Genomic DNA, 20,158 nt, shown 5'->3' on the forward strand with positions numbered 1-20,158 from the left:
CTATGAATAGCGGTTTTACCCACATCACCGTACTGCTCGAAGAAGCTGTCGAGGCTTTGGCTGTGCGCGCCGATGGCTGCTATCTGGATGGCACGTTCGGTCGTGGCGGTCACAGTCGTCTGGTGCTCAGCCACTTGGGGGCTGAGGGGCAGTTGTTAGGGTTCGACAAGGACCCGCAGGCGATTGCCACGGGGCAAACGCTGGCGGCCGAAGACGGCCGCTTTGTCATTGTGCAGCGCAGCTTTGCCGAGCTGGGGGCCGAGGTGGCCGAGCGCGGTTTGCAAGGCAAGGTCAGTGGCATTCTGATGGACCTGGGCGTCTCGTCGCCGCAGCTTGACGACCCGGAGCGCGGTTTCAGCTTCATGCATGATGGTCCGTTGGACATGCGCATGAATCCGGGGCAGGGCATCAGTGCTGCCGAATTCGTCGCCAGCGCACCTGCCGAAGAACTGGCGCGGGTGTTCAAACAATACGGTGAAGAGCGTTTTGCCCGGCGGATGGCCAACGCTGTTGTCGAGCGGCGCCAGGTGCGTCCTTTCGAGCGTACCGCCGACCTGGCTGAGGTGCTCAAGGTCGCCAACCCGGCCTGGGAAAAGGGCAAGCATCCGGCAACCCGCGCTTTCCAGGGGTTGCGCATTCACGTCAACAACGAACTGGGCGACCTTGAAACCGGTCTTGAAGCGGCCATCGATGCCCTTGAAGTGGGTGGTCGTCTGGTGGTCATCAGCTTCCATTCTCTGGAAGACCGGATCGTCAAGCTGTTCATGCGCAAGCTGGTCAAGGGCGAGGCCGACAACCTGCCACGCAATCTGCCGGTGCAGGCCAAGGTTTTCGAGCCGCGCATCAGGCTGGTCGGCAAGGCGCAATTCGCTTCTGAAGCAGAAACCCGTGCCAACCCGCGTTCGCGCAGCGCTGTCATGCGTGTCGCGGAGAAGTTGCGGTGAGTCGCCTGTTCTTCAAGCCATTGCCTACCGGCAGCTTTTTCATGCTGCTGCTGTTCATCGCTGTGCTGGTGTCAGCCATTGGTGTTTCCTATAGCGCGCACTGGAACCGTCAGCTGCTCAACTCGCTGTATACAGAAACCAGTATTCGCGACAAGGCGCAGGCCGAGTGGGGACGACTGATCCTCGAACAGAGCACCTGGACAGCGCACAGCCGGATTGAAAACCTGGCCACCGAGCAGCTCAAAATGCGCATCCCCAATGCAGGTGAAGTGCGGATGGTGGCGCCATGATGAAGCTTGAAGGCGCTTTGTATCCGTGGCGTTTCCGCTTGGTCGTGGGTTTGTTGTGTCTGCTGGTGGCAGCGATCTCCTGGCGCATCGTCGACCTGCAGGTGGTCGAAAATACTTTCCTGCAAGAGCAGGGCGATGCGCGCAGCCTTCGTCACATTCCCATTCCTGCGCACCGTGGTCTGATCACCGACCGTAACGGCGAGCCCCTGGCGGTCAGTACGCCGGTCACCACCTTGTGGGCCAACCCCAAGGAAATGCTTCAGGACCGCAGCAAGTGGCCGCTGTTGGCACAAGCCCTGGGGCAGGATGCCAAGGCTCTGACTGAGCGTCTGGAGTCGCAGGCAGGCAAGGAATTCATCTATCTGGTGCGGGGCCTGACGCCGGAGCACGGCCAGGCTGTGCTTGATCTCAAGGTGCCAGGGGTCTACGGCATCGAGGAGTTCCGGCGCTTTTATCCGGCCGGTGACGTAACGGCACATATGGTCGGCTTCACCGACCTGGATGATCACGGCCGCGAAGGCGTCGAGCTGGCCTATGACGAGTGGCTGGCCGGTGTGCCTGGCAAGCGTCAGGTCATCAAGGACCGACGAGGGCGTCTGATCAAGGATGTCCAGGTTACCAAGAACGCCAAGGCCGGCAAGACCTTGGCGTTGTCTATCGACCTGCGTTTGCAGTACCTGGCGACTCGCGAATTGCGCAACGCGATCATCGAGAACGAAGCCAAGGCTGGCAGTCTGGTAATCATGGACGTCAAGACCGGGGAAATCCTGGCGATGGTCAACAGCCCGACCTACAACCCCAACAACCGCCGCACTATGGTGCCGGCCGCCATGCGTAACCGGGCAATCATCGACGTGTTCGAACCCGGTTCGACCATGAAACCGATCTCCATGGGCGCGGCGCTGGAAAGCGGGCGCTGGAAGCCTACCGACAAGGTCGAGGTCTACCCCGGCACGCTGCAGATCGGTCGCTATACCATTCGTGACGTGAGCAAGACCGAGGGGCCGGTGCTCGACCTGACCGGCATCCTGATCAACTCCAGTAACGTGGGGATGAGCAAAGTGGCCTTCGACGTCGGCGGCGAGGCGATTTTCCGTACCATGCAGCGCATGGGTTTCGGCCAGTACACCGGCCTGGGTTTCCCGGGTGAGCGGGTTGGCAACCTGCCCAACTACCGCGAGTGGCGCAAGGCTGAAACGGCGACCCTGTCTTATGGCTACGGCGTGTCGGTCACAGCCTTGCAACTGGCCCACGCCTACGGTGCGCTGGCCAACAATGGCCGGATCGTGCCGCTGAGCATTCTCAAGACCAACGCTGAGCCGACCTCGGTGCAGGCGATTCCCGAAGCTACTGCCAAGACCCTGCACACCATGCTGCAGGAGGTGATCGAGGACACCCGCGGCGTCTATCGCGCCCGTGTGCCGTCCTATCACGTCGGCGGCAAGAGTGGTACGGCGCGCAAGACCTCGATCGGCACCAAAGGCTATGCCGAGAATTCCTACCGCTCGTTGTTCGCCGGTTTCGGTCCGATGAGCAACCCGCGTTACGCCATCGTGGTGGTGATCGATGAACCGAGCAAAGGCGGCTACTACGGTGGTCTGGTCTCGGCTCCGGTGTTCAGCAAAGTGATGTCCGGAACCCTGCGATTGATGAACATTCCGCCGGATAACCTGGAACCCGAGCAGGCCGTCAAAGCACCGGTTGCCAAAGGAGGGCGTGGCTGATGTCTTTCAATCTGAGCAAGATATTTCCGGGCACCGAGCGTGACCCGTTGATTCGCGAACTGAGCCTGGACAGCCGCAAGGTGCGTCCGGGAGACCTGTTTCTGGCGGTGCCGGGGCTTAAGGTCGACGGTCGTGCCCACATCGCCGATGCCCTGCAACGTGGCGCCGCGGCGGTGGCTTATGAAGTCGAAGGCGCCAGTGTGCTGCCGATCACTGATGTGCCACTGATTCCGGTCAAGGGCCTGGCGGGTCAGTTGTCAGCGATTGCCGGACGTTTTTATGGCGATCCAAGCCGGCGCCTGAATCTGATTGGTGTCACCGGCACCAACGGCAAGACCAGCGTCACCCAATTGGTGGCTCAGGCACTCGACCTGCTGGGTCAGCGTTGCGGCATCGTCGGTACGCTGGGCACTGGTTTCTACGAGGCGCTGCAGAGCGGCTTGCACACCACCCCTGATCCGATTGCCGTGCAGGCGACTCTGGCGGACCTCAAGCACGCCGAAGCGCGCGCTGTTGCCATGGAGGTTTCTTCCCATGGCCTGGAGCAGGGCCGGGTCAAGGCGGTGGAGTTTGACGTGGCAGTGTTTACCAACCTGTCGCGCGACCATCTTGATTATCACGGCACCATGCAGGCTTATGGCGCCGCCAAGGCCCAGCTGTTCGCCTGGCCAGATCTGAGCTGCCGGGTGATCAACCTGGATGACGACTTTGGCCGCGAACTGGCCGACGCGCCGCACCTGTCAAAACTCATTACCTACAGCCTGCTCGACAAGAGTGCCTGGTTGTACTGCCGCGATGCGCGATTCGATGACGATGGCGTGCGCGCGACGCTGGTCACGCCGCAAGGCGAGCACCTCTTGCGTAGCAGCCTGCTGGGGCGTTTCAACCTGAGCAATCTGCTGGCGGCAATCGGTGCTTTGCTGGGGCTCGACTACGCACTGGATGAAGTGCTCAAGGTGCTGCCACAGCTGGTCGGTCCGGTCGGGCGCATGCAGCGCCTGGGGGGTGGTAACCAGCCGCTGGTAGTGGTCGATTACGCCCACACCCCCGATGCGTTGGAAAAGGTTCTTGAGGCTCTGCGGCCGCATGCCAAGGGGCGTCTGCTGTGCCTGTTCGGCTGTGGCGGTGACCGTGATCGCGGCAAGCGTCCGCTGATGGCCGAGGTCGCCGAGCGGCTGGCCGACGTAGTGCTGGTGACCGATGACAATCCGCGCAGCGAAGCCAGCGAGCAGATCTTCGCTGACATTCGTCCGGGTTTCAGTGCGGCGGCCCCGGTGCGCTTTGTGGCCGGTCGCGGCCAGGCGATTGCCGAATTCATCGCCACCGCTCATGCCGAGGACGTGGTTCTGCTGGCCGGTAAAGGCCATGAGGACTACCAGGAGATCGATGGTCAGCGCCACCGGTTCTCGGATCTTGATCAGGCTGCTGCCGCGTTGGCCGTATGGGAGGCAGAGCATGCTTGAGTCATTGCGTTTCAGTGACCTGTTGATCCCGCTGGATGCACAGCGTACCGGTGATGACTGCCTGTTCGATGGCGTCAGTACCGACAGCCGCAATATCGCCCCGGGCCAATTGTTCGTGGCCCTGACCGGTCCGCGTTTCGATGGCCATGACTATCTGCAGCAGGTCGCCGCCAAGGGCGCGGTGGGGGCCTTGGTCGAGCGTGAAGTGGCGGGCGTGAATCTGCCGCAACTGGTGGTCCTCGATACCCGCAAGGCACTGGCTCAGTTGGGCGCGATGAACCGCAATGCGTTTGTCGACCGCCCTGTTGCCGCCGTCACTGGCTCCAGCGGCAAGACCACGGTCAAGGAAATGCTCGCCAGTATCCTGCGTACCCGTGGTCCGGTGCTGGCGACCCGTGGCAACCTGAATAACGATCTGGGTGTACCGCTGACGCTGCTCGAGCTGGCCCCGGAACATCGTGCAGCGGTCATTGAGCTGGGCGCATCGCGAGTAGGCGAGATCGCCTACACCGTGAGCCTGACCAAGCCGCACGTGTCCATCCTGACCAACGCCGGAACTGCCCATGTGGGTGAGTTTGGCGGGCCGCAAAAGATTGTCGAGGCCAAGGGCGAGATCATTGAAGGCCTCGATGCCCAAGGCGTTGCAGTCCTTAACCTTGATGACGCCGCCTACCCGGTCTGGCTGATTCGGGCCGGTGAGCGCAAGGTGTTGAGCTTCGCTCTGGAAAATCCTCAGGCAGATTTTCATGCCAGCGAACTGAGCCGTGACGTGCGTGGCTGCCCGGGCTTTACCCTCAATGGCCCGCAGGGATCGGCAGCGGTACAGCTTAATCTGCTGGGGATCCACAACGTGGCCAATGCTCTCGCCGCTGCGGCTGGCGCACATGCGCTGGGTGTCAGCCTCGACGGCATCGTCGCGGGCCTCAATGCCATGCAGCCGGTCAAGGGCCGCACCGTGGTGCACATGGCCGCCAATGGTCAGCGGGTCATCGATGACACTTACAACGCCAACCCGTCTTCGATCAAGGCTGCCACTGACCTGCTCGCAGGCTTCGCCGGCCGCAGGGTGCTGGTGGTGGGTGACATCGGCGAACTGGGCGACTGGGCCGAACAGGGCCACCGTGAAGTCGGTGCCCATGCCGTCGGCAAAGTCGATGCACTGTATGCCGTCGGTCCGTTGATGCTGCATGCGGTCAATGCCTTCGGTGCTGGCGCCCGTCATTTTGCAACCCAGGCCGAGCTGATCGCGGCACTGCATGGCGAACAAGATTCAAACACCACTTTATTGATCAAGGGATCGCGCAGCGCCGCCATGGAAAATGTCGTGGCGGCCTTGTGCGGTTCCAGCCTGGAGAAACATTAATGCTGTTGCTGTTGGCCGAATTTTTACAACAGTTCCATAAAGGCTTTGCAGTCTTCCAGTACCTGACCCTGCGCGGGATTCTCGGTGTGCTCACGGCCCTGAGCCTTTCTCTGTGGCTCGGCCCGTGGATGATCCGCACCTTGCAGATTCGCCAGATTGGTCAGGCTGTGCGCAACGATGGTCCACAATCGCATTTGTCCAAATCCGGCACCCCGACGATGGGCGGTGCGCTGATCCTTTCGTCGATTGCCGTCAGCACCCTGCTATGGGCTGACCTGGCCAACCGCTACGTCTGGGTGGTGCTGCTGGTTACCCTGCTGTTCGGTGCCATCGGCTGGGTCGACGACTACCGCAAAGTGATCGAGAAGAACTCGCGTGGCCTGCCGAGCCGCTGGAAGTACTTCTGGCAATCGGTGTTTGGCCTGTGTGCGGCGATCTTTCTGTACATGACCGCGCAATCGCCGGTCGAAACCACGCTGATCATTCCGATGCTCAAGGACATGCATTGGGAAATGGGCATCGGTTTCGTGATCCTGACCTACTTCGTGATTGTCGGCTCCAGTAACGCGGTCAACCTGACTGACGGCCTGGACGGCCTGGCGATCATGCCGACAGTGATGGTCGGTGGAGCGTTGGGTATTTTCTGCTACCTGTCGGGTAACGTGAAATTCGCCGAATACCTGCTGATCCCGTATGTGCCTGGCGCGGGCGAACTGATCGTGTTCTGCAGTGCGCTGATCGGTGCCGGTCTGGGCTTTCTGTGGTTCAACACCTATCCGGCTCAGGTGTTCATGGGCGACGTCGGTGCACTGGCACTCGGCGCGGCGCTGGGCACCATCGCGGTCATTGTCCGTCAGGAAATCGTGCTGTTCATCATGGGCGGGGTGTTCGTGATGGAAACCCTGTCAGTGGTCATTCAGGTTGCATCCTTCAAGCTGACCGGTCGCCGCGTGTTCCGCATGGCACCGATTCACCACCACTTTGAACTCAAGGGCTGGCCCGAGCCACGCGTGATCGTCCGTTTCTGGATCATCACCGTGATTCTCGTGCTGATTGGCCTTGCCACACTGAAACTGAGGTAAACGCGAGTGTCTTTGATCGTTACCGACCAGTTCCGCATCGTTGTCGGCCTCGGCAAGAGCGGCATGTCCCTGGTTCGCTACCTGGCGAACCGGGGCATTGCCTTTGCCGTGGCTGATACGCGGGACAATCCACCGGAGCTGGCGACCCTGCGTCGTGAGTATCCGCATGTGGATGTGCGGTGTGGCGAGCTGGACGTCGAGTTCCTCTGCCGTGCCAGCGAGTTGTACGTGAGCCCGGGTCTGGCCCTGGCGACACCTGCCTTGCAGGCGGCTCAGGCACGCGGTGTGAAACTGTCGGGCGATATCGAGCTGTTTGCCCGCAATGCCAAGGCGCCGATCGTGGCAATTACCGGCTCCAACGCCAAGAGCACCGTGACGACCCTGGTTGGCGAGATGGCCGCCGCGGCTGGCAAGCGTGTTGCGGTGGGCGGCAATCTCGGTACTCCGGCACTGGACCTGCTCGACGACAGCGTTGAGCTGTACGTGATGGAGCTGTCGAGCTTCCAGTTGGAAACCACTGACCAACTGGATGCCGAAGTCGCCACGGTACTGAACATCAGTGAAGATCATATGGACCGCTACAGCGGTCTGCCGGCCTATCACCTGGCCAAACACCGGATCTTTCGGGGGGCCCGGCAAGTAGTGGTCAACCGTCAGGATGCCCTGTCGCGGCCGTTGATCGGTGAAGGGTTGCCGCGCTGGACCTTTGGCCTGAACACACCAGACTTCCATGCCTTCGGTATTCGTGAAGAAAACGGCGAAAAGTACCTGGCGTTCCAGTTCGAACTGTTGCTGCCGGTCAGCGAGCTGAAAGTGCGTGGGGCGCATAATCATGCCAACGCGCTGGCCGCCCTGGCCCTGGGGCACGCCGCAGGTTTGCCCATGGACGCCATGCTGAGCAGCCTGCGCAATTTCACCGGCCTTGAGCATCGCTGCCAGTGGGTGCGTGAGCGCGCCGGTGTGCAGTATTACAACGATTCCAAGGCGACCAACGTCGGTGCTGCGCTGGCCGCCATCGAAGGTCTGGGAGCCGACCTCGACGGCAAGCTGGTACTGATCGCCGGCGGCGACGGCAAGGGCGCCGATTTCAGTGCTCTGCGGGCGCCGGTCGCACAGCATTGCCGCGCTGTCGTGCTACTTGGCCGCGATGCCGGGCTTATCGCCCAGGCACTGGGTGATGAGGTCGTGCAGGTTCGGGTTGCGAGCCTGGAAGAAGCCGTACAGCGCAGCGCCGAACTGGCGCAGGCGGGTGATGTTGTGCTGCTCTCGCCAGCCTGTGCGAGTCTGGACATGTTCAAAAACTATGAAGAACGCGGACGCTTGTTCGCCAAGGCCGTGGAGGTGCTGGCATGATTTTCGGCATCTTCAAGCCTTACCCGTCGCCCTTGATCAGCGGGCGCGGCATCGACGTCGATTTCCCGATGCTCGCCGGTTGCCTGGCGTTGCTGGGGCTTGGGCTGGTGATGATTACCTCGTCGTCGTCGGAGGTCGCTGCGGCGCAGTCCGGCAACACGCTGTACATGATGACGCGTCACCTCATCTACCTGATTATCGGCCTTGGCGCCTGTGGCGCAACCATGCTGATCCCGGTTGCTACCTGGCAGCGCATGGGCTGGATGTTGCTGATCGGCGCATTCGGCCTGTTGCTGCTGGTACTGGTGCCGGGGATCGGCCGTGAGGTCAACGGCTCGATGCGCTGGATCGGCTTTGGTGCATTCAACGTACAGCCATCTGAAATCGCCAAGGTCTTCGTGGTGCTGTTCCTGGCCGGTTACCTGGTGCGCCGCCAGCAGGAAGTGCGGGAGAGCTGGATGGGCTTCTTCAAGCCATTCATCGTGCTGCTGCCGATGGCGGGCCTGTTGCTGATGGAGCCGGACTTCGGTGCCACGGTGGTAATGATGGGCGCTGCCGCCGCGATGCTGTTCCTGGGCGGTGTCGGCCTGTTCCGTTATTCGCTGATGGTGGTGCTGGCCGTCGTCGCGGTCTTTGTGCTGGTCCAGGCCCAACCCTATCGTATGGCGCGCCTGACCAACTTCACTGACCCCTGGGCCGACCAGTTCGGCTCCGGCTACCAACTGACCCAGGCCCTGATTGCTTTCGGCCGCGGCGAATGGCTGGGTGTCGGCTTGGGTAACAGCGTGCAGAAGCAGTTCTACCTGCCCGAGGCGCACACCGATTTTGTGTTCTCGGTGCTGGCTGAAGAGCTGGGTGTGGTGGGCTCGTTGCTGACCGTCGGGCTGTTCCTGTTCGTCAGTATCCGCGGCATGTACATCGGCTTCTGGGCTGAGCGTGCCAAACAGTTTTTCGGTGCCTACACCGCTTATGGCCTGTCGTTCCTGTGGATCGGCCAGTTCCTGATCAACATCGGGGTAAACGTCGGTCTGTTGCCGACCAAGGGCCTGACCTTGCCATTTCTGAGTTATGGCGGCAGCTCGCTGGTCATCTGCTGTGCCAGCCTGGGCCTGTTGTTGCGCATCGAGTGGGAGTCGCGCAACAACATGGGCAGCGAGGAAACCGAGTTCAACGAAAGCGATTTTGCCGAGGAGCCTCCCCGTGGACGCTAATGTGCTGATTATGGCTGGCGGCACCGGCGGGCACGTGTTCCCGGCGCTGGCCTGCGCCCGTGAGTTCCAGAACCGTGGCTACAAGGTCCATTGGCTGGGTACCCCACGCGGCATTGAAAACGAACTGGTGCCGCAAGCCGGCCTGACGCTGCATCGTATCGATGCCAGTGGCCTGCGTGGCAAGGGCAAGCTGTCGCTGCTCAAGGCGCCGTTGATGTTGCTCAAGGCGCTGCTGCAGGCGCGCAAGGTGATGCGTCAGCTCAAGCCTGCCTTCGTGGTCGGCTTCGGCGGTTATGTCACAGGGCCCGGTGGTCTGGCCGCGAAAATGGCCGGTGTGCCATTGATCATTCACGAACAGAACGCCGTGGCCGGTACTGCCAACCGCAGTCTGGCGTCCTTTGCCAGCCGGATCTGCGAAGCATTCCCGGACACTTTCGGGGCGTCGGACAAGCGTCGCACTACTGGCAACCCGGTACGGGTCGAGCTGTTCTTTGAAACCCCGCGCCAGCCGCTGGCCGGGCGCAAGGCACGCCTGCTGGTGCTGGGCGGCAGCCTCGGTGCTGAACCGTTGAACAAGCTGCTGCCCGAAGCGCTGGCCCTGCTGGCGCCAGAGCTGCGCCCCGAGGTCTTCCACCAGACCGGCAGGCAGCACGACCAGATCACCACCGAACGTTACCGCAACGCCGGTGTAGAGGCGCAGGTTGCGCCGTTCATCCAGGACATGGCGCAGGCTTATGCCTGGGCCGACCTGGTGGTGTGCCGCGCAGGCGCGTTGACCATCAGTGAGCTGGCCGCCGCCGGGCTGCCGTCGCTGCTGATTCCGTTGCCCCACGCGATCGACGACCACCAGTCCCGCAACGCTGATTATCTGGCCCGCGAAGGCGCTGCCTTCGTCATGCCGCAAGCGACAACTGGCGCCGCCGATATGGCCAGCCGCCTGAAAGAGGTTCTGATGCAACCCGAACAATTGAACAGCATGGCCCGCACCGCTCGCCGTCTGGCCAGGCCTGATGCCACCCGTACCGTTGTCGATACCTGTGTGGAGGTGGCCCGTGGTTGAGAATCAACGCGCCATGCCGCAACCGGAAATGCGCCGTATCCGCCGCATCCACTTCGTCGGCATCGGCGGTGTAGGCATGTGCGGCATTGCCGAAGTGCTGCTGAACCTCGGTTATGAAGTGTCCGGTTCCGACCTAAAGGGCTCGGCGGTGACCGAGCGCCTGAAGGCGTTCGGCGCGCAGATCTTCATTGGCCACCAGGCAGAAAACACGGTCGGCGCCGATGTGCTGGTCGTCTCAAGCGCCGTGAACACCTCCAACCCGGAGGTCGCCACCGCCCTGGAGCGGCGTATTCCTGTGGTGCCGCGTGCCGAGATGCTGGCTGAGCTGATGCGCTACCGGCACGGTATTGCCGTTGCAGGCACCCATGGCAAGACCACCACCACCAGCCTGCTGGCTTCGGTGTTTGCAGCAGGCGGCCTGGACCCGACATTCGTCATCGGTGGCCGTCTCAACGCCGCCGGCACCAACGCTCAATTGGGCACCAGCCGGTATCTGATTGCAGAGGCCGATGAGAGCGACGCCAGCTTCCTGCACTTGCAACCGCTGGTCGCTGTGGTCACCAATATCGATGCCGATCATATGGCGACCTATGAGGGTGACTTCAACAAGCTGAAGAAGACCTTCGTCGAGTTCCTGCACAACCTTCCGTTCTACGGTCTGGCAGTGATGTGTGTTGACGACCCTGTGGTGCGCGAGATTCTGCCGCAGGTCAAACGCCCGACCGTCACCTATGGCTTCAGCGAGACCGCTGACGTGCGTGCGATCAATGTCCGTCAGGAAGGTATGCGTACGTTCTTCACCGTGCTGCGCCGTGATCGTGAACCGCTGGATGTCTCGGTGAACATGCCGGGCAACCACAACGTGCTCAACTCGCTTGCAACCATCGCCATTGCCTCCGATGAAGGCATCAGTGACGAAGCGATCATCCAGGGCCTGTCGGGCTTTCAGGGAGTCGGTCGGCGCTTCCAGGTCTATGGCGAACTGCCGGTTGAAGGCGGTCATGTGATGCTGGTCGACGACTATGGTCACCACCCGCGTGAAGTCGCGGCGGTGATCAATGCTGTGCGTGGCGGCTGGCCGGAGCGGCGCCTGGTGATGGTCTATCAACCGCACCGTTTCAGCCGCACCCGTGACCTGTATGACGATTTCGTCCAGGTACTGGCCGAATCCAATGTGTTGTTGTTGATGGAAGTCTACCCGGCCGGTGAAGAGCCGATTCCGGGGGCCGACAGCCGCAACCTGTGCCACAGCATTCGCCAGCGCGGTCAACTCGACCCGATCTACATCGAGCGCGGTGCCGAACTCGCCCCGCTGGTCAAGCCGCTGCTGCGCGCCGGTGACATCCTGCTGTGCCAGGGCGCTGGTGATATCGGTGGGCTGGCCCCGCAACTGCTCAAGAGCCCGCTGTTCGCCGGGGCTGTGGTGGCGCCGACTGAAGGGAAGCTCAAATGACAGCCCTGAATGCATCCAACTTGCACTCCAGCCTGGCGCCGCAGAAGTTCGGCCGGGTGGCGGTGCTGTTCGGCGGCAAGAGCGCCGAGCGCGAGGTCTCGCTCAAGTCCGGGCAAGCCGTGCTCGGTGCCTTGCAGAGCGCTGGTGTGGATGCCTTCGGGATTGATGTCGGCGACGACCTGCTGCAGCGTCTGGGCAGCGAGAAGATCGATCGTGCGTTCATTGTGCTGCATGGTCGCGGCGGTGAAGACGGCAGCATGCAGGGCCTTCTGGAGTGCCTGGGCATCCCTTATACCGGCAGTGGCGTGCTGGCCTCGGCACTGGCGATGGACAAGCTGCGCACCAAGCAGATCTGGCAAAGCCTCGGCTTGCCGACACCCTTGCACCGCGTACTGGCCAGCGAAGATGACTGTATTTTTACAGCGACGGAACTGGGCCTGCCTTTGATCGTCAAACCGGCCCATGAGGGTTCCAGTATTGGTATGGCGAAAGTGAGCAGTGTCGAAGAGTTGGTCGCTGCCTGGAAAGTTGCCAGTACCTATGATTCACAAGTTATGGTCGAGCAATGGATCGAAGGTCCGGAGTTCACCGTTGCTTGTCTGCGTGGCCAGGTTCTGCCGCCAATTGGCCTGGGCACATCGCACAGTTTCTATGATTACGAAGCCAAGTATCTGGCTGACGATACTCAATACCGGATTCCGTCCGGGCTCAGTGAAGCTAAAGAGCATGAACTGCGCGACCTTACTGTGCGCGCTTGCGCGGCCGTGGGTGTCAGTGGCTGGGCCCGTACCGACGTGATGCAAGACGCCCAGGGCAAGTTCTGGCTGCTTGAAGTCAATACCGTCCCCGGCATGACTGACCACAGCCTGGTGCCGATGGCGGCAGCAGCGGCAGGCCTGGATTTCCAGCAACTGGTGTTGGCGATTCTTGCCGACAGCGTTCAGGAACGAGGTTAAGGGCATGCACGGCGCATCGGCACGTCATCAGCCCCCGGCCCCCGGTCGCAAACCGACGCCGCGTGGTGCCAGTCGCATGGTTGCCAAGGAGCCGCTGTCGGCCCGTGTGCCGCGCCCGGGTGCCGGATTTTTCAAGCGCCTGATGTGGCCGGTGCTGCTGGTGGGGCTGGGCTTTGGTACGTATGAGGGGGCACAGCGCCTGCTGCCTTATGTGGATCGGCCGATCAGCCGGATCAACGTGCAGGGCGATCTGAGCTATATCAGCCAGCAGGCTGTGCAGCAGCGCATCGCACCCTATGTAGCGTCGAGATTTTTTACCATCGACCTGGCCGGGATGCGCAGCGAGCTTGAACAGATGCCGTGGATCGCCCATGCCGAAGTGCGGCGGGTGTGGCCAGACCAGGTAGTGATTCGCCTGGAAGAGCAGTTGCCAGTAGCGCGCTGGGGTGATGAAGCGTTGCTGAACAATCAGGGGCAAGCGTTTACGCCGCGTGAGTTGTCCAACTATGAACACCTTCCGCAGTTGTTCGGCCCGCAGCGGGCGCAACAGCAGGTGATGCAGCAGTATCAGGTGTTGAGTCAGATGTTGCGGCCCTTGGGCTTTTCGATTGTGCGGCTGGAATTGCGCGAACGTGGCAGTTGGTTCCTGACCACCGGTGCCGGCAGTGCCGGTCCGGGTATCGAGTTGTTGTTGGGGCGTGATCACCTGGTAGAAAAGATGCGTCGTTTCATATCGATTTATGACAAGACGCTGAAAGAACAAATTACGAATATTGCGCGTGTCGACTTGCGCTATTCCAACGGCCTTGCTGTCGGATGGCGTGAGCAGATCGCGCCGGCGACGGACAAACCCGCCGTTGCGAAGAATTGACTAGAGGCTGAACCATGGCAAATGTGCAAAGCGGCAAAATGATCGTCGGGCTGGATATCGGCACCTCCAAGGTGGTGGCGCTGGTAGGCGAAGTCGCGGCCGATGGTTCGCTGGAAATCGTCGGGATCGGTACCCATCCGTCCCGCGGTCTGAAGAAGGGTGTGGTGGTCAATATCGAGTCCACCGTGCAATCGATCCAGCGCGCGATCGAAGAGGCGCAGATCATGGCCGGCTGCCGGATTCACTCGGCGTTCGTGGGCGTTGCCGGTAATCATATCCGCAGCCTGAACTCCCACGGCATCGTGGCGATTCGCGACCGGGAGGTCAGCTCTGCGGACCTTGAGCGAGTGCTGGATGCTGCCCAGGCGGTTGCCATTCCGGCTGACCAGCGGGTGCTGCATACCCTGCCGCAGGATTACGTGATCGACAACCAGGAAGGCGTGCGTGAGCCGCTGGGCATGTCGGGCGTGCGCCTGGAGGCCAAGGTCCATGTTGTCACTTGTGCGGTGAACGCGGCGCAGAACATCGAAAAATGCGTACGCCGCTGTGGTCTGGAAGTTGACGACATCATCCTCGAGCAACTGGCATCTGCTTTCTCGGTGCTGACCGACGATGAAAAAGAGCTGGGCGTGTGTCTGGTGGATATCGGTGGCGGGACCACCGACATAGCGATCTTCACTGAAGGTGCGATTCGCCACACGGCGGTGATTCCGATTGCTGGCGACCAGGTCACCAATGACATCGCCATGGCCTTGCGTACGCCAACCCAGTACGCCGAAGAAATCAAGATTCGCTATGCCTGCGCCCTGGCCAAACTGGCCGGCGCTGGCGAAACCATCAAGGTACCGAGTGTGGGCGACCGTCCACCCCGTGAGCTGTCGCGTCAGGCCCTGGCGGAAGTGGTCGAACCTCGTTACGACGAGCTGTTCACCCTGATCCAGGCCGAACTGCGCCGCAGTGGTTACGAAGATATGATCCCGGCCGGCATCGTGTTGACCGGCGGGACCTCGAAAATGGAAGGTGCGGTGGAACTTGCCGAGGAAATCTTCCATATGCCGGTGCGCCTGGGCGTACCACATAGCGTCAAGGGATTGGCCGACGTCGTGCGCAACCCGATCTACTCCACGGGTGTGGGTTTGCTGCAGTACGGGCTGCAAAAACAGTCGGACGGCATTTCGCTGTCCGGCCTGGGCGTTGGTAACGGTACCTATGGCGATGAACCAAAGGCTCCCGTGCTCGAGCGCTTGAAGCGTTGGGTTCAGGGCAACTTCTGAATCCCGCGCTTGAAAGTGGTAAGCGGCAGGCGATAGGCAAACAAAATAGAGAGCTGAAGGAGAGGGAAAATGTTCGAACTCGTAGACAATGTCCCGCAGAGCCCGGTAATCAAAGTTATCGGTGTAGGTGGTGGTGGCGGCAACGCGGTCAACCACATGGTCAAGAGCAACATTGAAGGTGTCGAGTTCATCTGCGCCAACACTGATGCCCAAGCGCTGAAAAACATCGGCGCGCGGACCATTCTGCAACTCGGTACCGGTGTGACCAAAGGTCTGGGCGCCGGTGCCAACCCTGAAGTGGGCCGCCAGGCCGCACTGGAAGACCGCGAGCGTATTGCGGAAGTCCTGCAAGGCACCAACATGGTGTTCATCACCACCGGCATGGGCGGCGGTACCGGTACCGGTGCAGCGCCGATCATCGCTGAAGTGGCGAAGGAAATGGGCATTCTCACCGTTGCGGTGGTGACCCGTCCGTTCCCGTTCGAAGGCCGCAAGCGCATGCAGATCGCCGACGAAGGCATTCGCATGCTGGCTGAAAGCGTTGACTCGTTGATCACCATCCCCAACGAGAAGCTGCTGACCATCCTGGGTAAAGACGCCAGCCTGCTGTCGGCATTCGCCAAGGCTGACGATGTACTGGCAGGTGCCGTTCGCGGTATTTCCGACATCATCAAGCGTCCGGGCATGATCAACGTCGACTTCGCTGACGTACGTACCGTGATGAGCGAGATGGGCATGGCGATGATGGGTACTGGTGCTGCTACCGGCCCGAACCGCGCCCGCGAGGCCACTGAGGCGGCAATTCGCAACCCGCTGCTCGAAGACGTCAACCTGCAGGGCGCCCGCGGCATCCTGGTCAACATCACTGCAGGTCCGGACCTGTCGCTGGGTGAATACTCCGATGTGGGTAGCATCATCGAAGCGTTCGCCTCTGAGCACGCGATGGTCAAGGTCGGCACCGTGATCGATCCGGACATGCGCGACGAACTGCACGTTACCGTAGTGGCTACAGGCCTGGGTGCGCGTATCGAGAAGCCGGTCAAGGTCATCGACAACACCCTGCAGAGCGCGGCTCCTCAGGCCTCGATCCAGCAACCGGCGGCTGCTGTACGCGAGCCTGCGGCAGTGAATTATCGCGATCTGGAGCGTCCGACCGTCATGCGCAATCAGGCTCACGCCGGTGCCAGTGCTGCGACTAAACTCAATCCTAACGATGATCTCGATTATCTGGACATCCCGGCCTTCCTGCGTCGTCAGGCCGATTGATTGATGGAATTTATCAGAGCTATAAGGGCGATTGGTGTTCAGCAAAGGCGTGGTCTGCTATTATCGCCAGCCTTTGTTGATATCCGTTCGCAACTAGCGCTGAAGCGGCCAATACCATGATTAAACAACGTACCCTGAAAAATATTATCCGTGCCACAGGTGTCGGTCTGCATTCCGGGGAAAAGGTATACCTGACCCTCAAGCCTGCACCTGTGAACACCGGTATCGTCTTTATCCGTACCGACCTTGACCCCGTAGTGGAGATCAAGGCCTGGGCAGAGAGCGTCGGTGAAACCACGCTGTCGACCACCCTGGTTCAGGGCGACGTCAAGGTCGGCACTGTCGAGCACCTGCTGTCGGCCATGGCCGGTCTGGGTATCGACAACGCCTATGTCGAGCTGTCTGCGGCTGAAGTGCCGATCATGGACGGTAGCGCCGGTCCTTTCGTGTTCCTGATCCAGTCCGCTGGTCTGGAAGAGCAGGATGCGCCGAAGCAGTTCATCCGTATTCTGCGTGAGGTCACTGTCGAGGAAGACGGCAAGCGTGCCACGTTCGTGCCTTTTGAAGGCTTCAAGGTGAGCTTCGAGATCGATTTCGATCATCCGGTGTTCCGTGACCGTACCCAGACCGCCAGTGTCGATTTCTCCAGCACCTCTTTCGTCAAGGAAGTCAGCCGGGCTCGTACTTTCGGTTTCATGAGCGACCTGGAATACCTGCGCAAGCACAACCTGGGTCTGGGTGGCAGCGTTGAAAACGCCATTGTCGTCGACAAGGAAGGCGTTCTGAACGAAGACGGTCTGCGTTACGAAGACGAGTTCGTCAAACACAAGATTCTCGATGCCATCGGCGACCTGTACCTGCTGGGCAACAGCCTGGTGGGTGAGTTCCGTGGCTACAAGTCAGGCCACGCCCTGAACAACCGTCTGCTGCGCGCCCTTATCGCCCAGAAAGACGCTTGGGAAGTCGTGGTCTTTGAAGATGCCAGCACGGCTCCGATTTCCTACATGCGTCCTGTAGCGGCCGCATAGGTAACGGGTTAAAAGCTCTACTCTCTTTCCTTTCTTTAAGGGCTGCCTTCGGGCGGCCCTTTTTTTATCTTTTTTTCAGGCGCAGGGTGAGGCTGGACCATCTCTAGAGCCTGGACGAGCCAGCCTGCGCAAAGAAAAAGGCTGCCTTGCCAGCAAGCGCGATCGCTGGTCGACGGTACACCGCCCGACGGTAACGTTTCTAACCCGCTTCGACTCGCTGATGCTCGCTTTAATTAGTTGGCTATCAATAAGCCAGGTAGCGTGGCTTTTAATATTGTTTAATTTTAATAAGCCATCACTGTAAATGTGTGAAAAGTCAGAATGTTTTGTAGGAAAAGGATGACTGGTGTTCCTTTCGCCTTTGATCGGGTTTTTACAAATGGTAATGCTGTTATGATCGGCGCCACATACAGCACTACTCATCCTTCGAGGGGTCACGGTCGTTTCTCAAAAAAACGCTTCAATGCGTTTTTTCGGGCGGGCTTCCTGCATCCAGTTTTTGCGAGGGGGGTGGTTATTTCGATTTGAGAAAGGTGTCCAACTTGAATGCATGCAGTAGTGCCCTGGTCAGATTGAAGTCCAGAGAGGCATTGATCGGTATTGTCGGCCTCGGGTATGTCGGACTTCCGCTCATGTTGCGCTATAACATGATTGGCTACAGGGTTTTGGGTATAGATGTAGATGCGTCTAAAGTGGACGCGCTTAATGCCGGTCTGAGTTATATAGAGCACATACCGGGCTCTGCTATCACCCAGGCGCGCGCGTCAGGTTTCGAGGCTACTCTGGATTTTTCCCGTGCCGCGCAATGCGATGCACTTATTCTTTGTGTGCCCACGCCCCTGAACAAATATCGCGAGCCAGATATAAGCTTTGTGGTCAGCACTATCGATGCGATCAGACCTTACTTGCGCGAAGGGCAGGTGGTCTCCCTGGAGAGTACGACCTATCCTGGAACCACCGAAGAAGAACTGCTGCCGCGCATACAGGATGCAGGGCTGACAGTCGGTGAGCAGATCTTCCTGGTCTATTCGCCAGAGCGCGAAGATCCGGGCAATCCCGATTTCAGGACACAGACTATTCCCAAGGTCATTGGCGGGCACACGTCCCAATGCCTGGCCGTCGGCGTGGCGCTGTACGAGCAGGCTATCGACCAGGTGGTGCCGGTCAGTTCTACCAGAGCCGCTGAAATGACCAAGCTGCTGGAGAATATCCACCGCGCCGTCAACATCGGGCTGGTCAATGAAATGAAGATCGTGGCCGACCGCATGGGCATCGATATCTTCGAGGTGGTCGACGCTGCCGCCACCAAGCCGTTCGGTTTCACGGCGTATTATCCAGGGCCGGGGCTGGGCGGGCACTGCATTCCCATCGACCCTTTCTACCTGACCTGGAAGGCCCGCGAGTACGGCCTGCATACCCGGTTCATCGAGCTGTCGGGAGAGGTCAACAGGGCAATGCCCGAATACGTGGTCGGCAAGCTCATGGATGGCCTGAACGAGCGTGGCAAGGCGCTAAAGGGCTGCCGGGTGCTGGTCCTGGGCATCGCCTACAAAAAAAACGTAGACGACATGCGTGAGTCGCCCTCGGTGGAAATCATGGAGCTGATCGAGGCCAAGGGCGGGATGGTGGCCTACAGCGATCCCCACGTGCTGGTGTTTCCCAAGATGCGTGAACACTGCTTCGATCTGCACAGTGAACCGCTGACAGCGGCCAACCTGGCTTCATTCGATGCAGTACTGCTGGCGACCGATCATGCATGTTTCGACTATGAACTGATCCGTCAGCATTCACGCCTGCTGGTCGACAGCCGTGGCAAGTATCGCCAGCCCGAAGCCCATATCGTAAAAGCCTGACCCCTCTGGAGTTGTCCATGCAACGTTTTGCTCTACTCGGTGCTGCCGGCTACATCGCTCCTCGGCATATGCGTGCCATCAAGGAGACCGGCAATCAACTGGTCAGCGCCTGCGACATCAACGACTCGGTGGGTGTCATCGACAGCCTGTCGCCACACAGTGAGTTTTTCACCGAGTTCGAGCGCTTCTACGATCATGCCTGGTCGCTCAAGCGCCAGCCTGGCAAGGCCCTGGATTACGTCTCGGTGTGCAGCCCCAATCACCTGCACCACGCTCATATCAACGCCGGGCTGCGCCTGGGGTGTGACGTGATCTGTGAAAAACCGCTGGTACCCAGCTTGCATCTGCTCGACGACCTGGCGCACACCGAACAGCAGACCGGCCGCCGACTGTGGAACATTCTGCAACTGCGCCATCACCCGTCAATCATCGACCTCAAGGCGCGTGTCCAGGGCGGTGCTGCGCACAAGCACGAGGTCGACCTGACCTACGTCACCTCTCGTGGCAAGTGGTACATGGAGAGCTGGAAGGGTGACCCGCGCAAGTCATTCGGGGTGGCGACCAACATCGGCGTGCACTTCTACGACATGCTGCATTTCATCTTCGGCAAGCTGCAACGCAATGTCGTGCACTTTACCGACCCATCCAAAGCCGCAGGCTATCTGGAGTACGAGCACGCGCGGGTGCGCTGGTTCCTGTCAATCGATGCCAATGACCTGCCCGATGCGGTGCGGGGCAGTAAACCGACCTGGCGCTCGATCACTGTCGATGGCCAGCAAATCGAATTCTCCGAAGGCTTTACCGACCTGCACACCGTCAGCTATCAGAAGGTGCTTGCTGGTCAGGGTTATGGCATCGAAGACGCCCGGCACTGTGTCGAGACAGTCGAAGTTATTCGCAGCGCAACGCCCGTAACCGCGCGCGGTGGTGAGGGTCATCGCTTGTTGAACGGCCTGTTGGGTTGAGG

At 60.4% G+C, this 20,158-nt stretch carries 17 protein-coding genes; all 17 read left to right on the forward strand.

What is annotated here, in order from left to right; translation table 11 throughout:
- Window positions 1-2 precede the first annotated feature (2 nt).
- The 17 genes from rsmH to NJC40_RS11720 all read left to right on the forward strand — a co-directional run bounded on the left by rsmH (window position 3) and on the right by NJC40_RS11720 (window position 20,156).
- Window positions 3-944 (forward strand): 16S rRNA (cytosine(1402)-N(4))-methyltransferase RsmH, encoded by a 942-nt coding sequence (rsmH, locus tag NJC40_RS11640; protein ID WP_253139523.1) that lies wholly within the window; start codon window positions 3-5, stop codon window positions 942-944.
- Window positions 941-1,234 carry a cell division protein FtsL gene (gene ftsL, locus NJC40_RS11645; protein ID WP_045487983.1) on the forward strand — a complete coding sequence of 98 codons (294 nt, stop codon included), beginning with the start codon at window positions 941-943 and terminating at the stop codon, window positions 1,232-1,234. The genes rsmH and ftsL overlap by 4 nt, the downstream gene beginning before the upstream one ends.
- Window positions 1,231-2,958: a peptidoglycan D,D-transpeptidase FtsI family protein gene (locus NJC40_RS11650; protein WP_045487985.1), complete on the forward strand. Its 1,728-nt coding sequence runs from the start codon at window positions 1,231-1,233 to the stop codon at window positions 2,956-2,958. Before ftsL ends, NJC40_RS11650 begins: the two co-directional genes overlap by 4 nt.
- Complete coding sequence (locus tag NJC40_RS11655) at window positions 2,958-4,421, forward strand: UDP-N-acetylmuramoyl-L-alanyl-D-glutamate--2,6-diaminopimelate ligase (RefSeq protein ID WP_253139301.1); 1,464 nt, start codon at window positions 2,958-2,960, stop codon at window positions 4,419-4,421. The genes NJC40_RS11650 and NJC40_RS11655 overlap by 1 nt, the downstream gene beginning before the upstream one ends.
- Window positions 4,414-5,784 (forward strand): UDP-N-acetylmuramoyl-tripeptide--D-alanyl-D-alanine ligase, encoded by a 1,371-nt coding sequence (locus tag NJC40_RS11660; RefSeq protein ID WP_253139299.1) that lies wholly within the window; start codon window positions 4,414-4,416, stop codon window positions 5,782-5,784. Before NJC40_RS11655 ends, NJC40_RS11660 begins: the two co-directional genes overlap by 8 nt.
- Complete coding sequence (gene mraY / locus NJC40_RS11665) at window positions 5,784-6,866, forward strand: phospho-N-acetylmuramoyl-pentapeptide-transferase (protein ID WP_045487992.1); 1,083 nt, start codon at window positions 5,784-5,786, stop codon at window positions 6,864-6,866. The genes NJC40_RS11660 and mraY overlap by 1 nt, the downstream gene beginning before the upstream one ends.
- A gap of 6 nt (window positions 6,867-6,872) precedes the next feature.
- Entirely contained in the window at window positions 6,873-8,219 is a 1,347-nt protein-coding gene (gene murD / locus NJC40_RS11670; protein WP_045487994.1) for a UDP-N-acetylmuramoyl-L-alanine--D-glutamate ligase, read from the forward strand.
- Entirely contained in the window at window positions 8,216-9,430 is a 1,215-nt protein-coding gene (gene ftsW, locus NJC40_RS11675; protein ID WP_045487997.1) for a putative lipid II flippase FtsW, read from the forward strand. Before murD ends, ftsW begins: the two co-directional genes overlap by 4 nt.
- Window positions 9,420-10,490: an undecaprenyldiphospho-muramoylpentapeptide beta-N-acetylglucosaminyltransferase gene (gene murG / locus NJC40_RS11680; RefSeq protein ID WP_045488000.1), complete on the forward strand. Its 1,071-nt coding sequence runs from the start codon at window positions 9,420-9,422 to the stop codon at window positions 10,488-10,490. Before ftsW ends, murG begins: the two co-directional genes overlap by 11 nt.
- Before the next feature lie 13 nt (window positions 10,491-10,503).
- Complete coding sequence (murC, locus tag NJC40_RS11685; RefSeq protein WP_173426716.1) at window positions 10,504-11,943, forward strand: UDP-N-acetylmuramate--L-alanine ligase; 1,440 nt, start codon at window positions 10,504-10,506, stop codon at window positions 11,941-11,943.
- Window positions 11,940-12,899 carry a D-alanine--D-alanine ligase gene (locus NJC40_RS11690; protein WP_253139296.1) on the forward strand — a complete coding sequence of 320 codons (960 nt, stop codon included), beginning with the start codon at window positions 11,940-11,942 and terminating at the stop codon, window positions 12,897-12,899. Before murC ends, NJC40_RS11690 begins: the two co-directional genes overlap by 4 nt.
- Before the next feature lie 4 nt (window positions 12,900-12,903).
- A complete protein-coding gene (locus tag NJC40_RS11695) occupies window positions 12,904-13,770 on the forward strand; it encodes a cell division protein FtsQ/DivIB (RefSeq protein WP_045488008.1) in 867 nt (288 codons plus the stop codon).
- Between the two features lie 14 nt (window positions 13,771-13,784).
- Window positions 13,785-15,044, forward strand: a complete 1,260-nt coding sequence (ftsA, locus tag NJC40_RS11700) for a cell division protein FtsA (RefSeq protein WP_045488010.1) — start codon at window positions 13,785-13,787, stop codon at window positions 15,042-15,044.
- Between the two features lie 69 nt (window positions 15,045-15,113).
- On the forward strand, window positions 15,114-16,310 hold the full coding sequence (ftsZ, locus tag NJC40_RS11705) for a cell division protein FtsZ (RefSeq protein ID WP_045488012.1): 1,197 nt from the start codon (window positions 15,114-15,116) through the stop codon (window positions 16,308-16,310).
- Between the two features lie 116 nt (window positions 16,311-16,426).
- Window positions 16,427-17,338, forward strand: a complete 912-nt coding sequence (gene lpxC / locus NJC40_RS11710; RefSeq protein ID WP_253113079.1) for a UDP-3-O-acyl-N-acetylglucosamine deacetylase — start codon at window positions 16,427-16,429, stop codon at window positions 17,336-17,338.
- Window positions 17,339-17,880: 542 nt separating this feature from the next.
- Window positions 17,881-19,191, forward strand: coding sequence for a UDP-N-acetyl-D-glucosamine 6-dehydrogenase (gene wbpA, locus NJC40_RS11715; protein WP_253139520.1), 1,311 nt, complete (start codon window positions 17,881-17,883; stop codon window positions 19,189-19,191).
- Between the two features lie 17 nt (window positions 19,192-19,208).
- Window positions 19,209-20,156: a Gfo/Idh/MocA family oxidoreductase gene (locus NJC40_RS11720; RefSeq protein WP_045488021.1), complete on the forward strand. Its 948-nt coding sequence runs from the start codon at window positions 19,209-19,211 to the stop codon at window positions 20,154-20,156.
- Window positions 20,157-20,158: the final 2 nt, after the last annotated feature.

The sequence above is a fragment of the Pseudomonas sp. 21LCFQ02 genome, assembly GCF_024129895.2.
Classification (GTDB): domain Bacteria; phylum Pseudomonadota; class Gammaproteobacteria; order Pseudomonadales; family Pseudomonadaceae; genus Aquipseudomonas.

What these genes read in the sequence shown, in the direction of transcription:
- lpxC (WP_253113079.1), top strand. Translation starts at nt 16,427, where the DNA reads ATGATTAAACAACGTACCCTGAAAAATATTATCCGTGCCACAGGTGTC.
- ftsW (WP_045487997.1), top strand. Translation starts at nt 8,216, where the DNA reads ATGATTTTCGGCATCTTCAAGCCTTACCCGTCGCCCTTGATCAGCGGG.
- NJC40_RS11660 (WP_253139299.1), top strand. Translation starts at nt 4,414, where the DNA reads ATGCTTGAGTCATTGCGTTTCAGTGACCTGTTGATCCCGCTGGATGCA.
- NJC40_RS11720 (WP_045488021.1), top strand. Translation starts at nt 19,209, where the DNA reads ATGCAACGTTTTGCTCTACTCGGTGCTGCCGGCTACATCGCTCCTCGG.
- murC (WP_173426716.1), top strand. Translation starts at nt 10,504, where the DNA reads ATGCCGCAACCGGAAATGCGCCGTATCCGCCGCATCCACTTCGTCGGC.
- NJC40_RS11655 (WP_253139301.1), top strand. Translation starts at nt 2,958, where the DNA reads ATGTCTTTCAATCTGAGCAAGATATTTCCGGGCACCGAGCGTGACCCG.
- rsmH (WP_253139523.1), top strand. Translation starts at nt 3, where the DNA reads ATGAATAGCGGTTTTACCCACATCACCGTACTGCTCGAAGAAGCTGTC.
- NJC40_RS11650 (WP_045487985.1), top strand. Translation starts at nt 1,231, where the DNA reads ATGATGAAGCTTGAAGGCGCTTTGTATCCGTGGCGTTTCCGCTTGGTC.
- ftsA (WP_045488010.1), top strand. Translation starts at nt 13,785, where the DNA reads ATGGCAAATGTGCAAAGCGGCAAAATGATCGTCGGGCTGGATATCGGC.
- ftsZ (WP_045488012.1), top strand. Translation starts at nt 15,114, where the DNA reads ATGTTCGAACTCGTAGACAATGTCCCGCAGAGCCCGGTAATCAAAGTT.
- NJC40_RS11690 (WP_253139296.1), top strand. Translation starts at nt 11,940, where the DNA reads ATGACAGCCCTGAATGCATCCAACTTGCACTCCAGCCTGGCGCCGCAG.
- NJC40_RS11695 (WP_045488008.1), top strand. Translation starts at nt 12,904, where the DNA reads ATGCACGGCGCATCGGCACGTCATCAGCCCCCGGCCCCCGGTCGCAAA.
- mraY (WP_045487992.1), top strand. Translation starts at nt 5,784, where the DNA reads ATGCTGTTGCTGTTGGCCGAATTTTTACAACAGTTCCATAAAGGCTTT.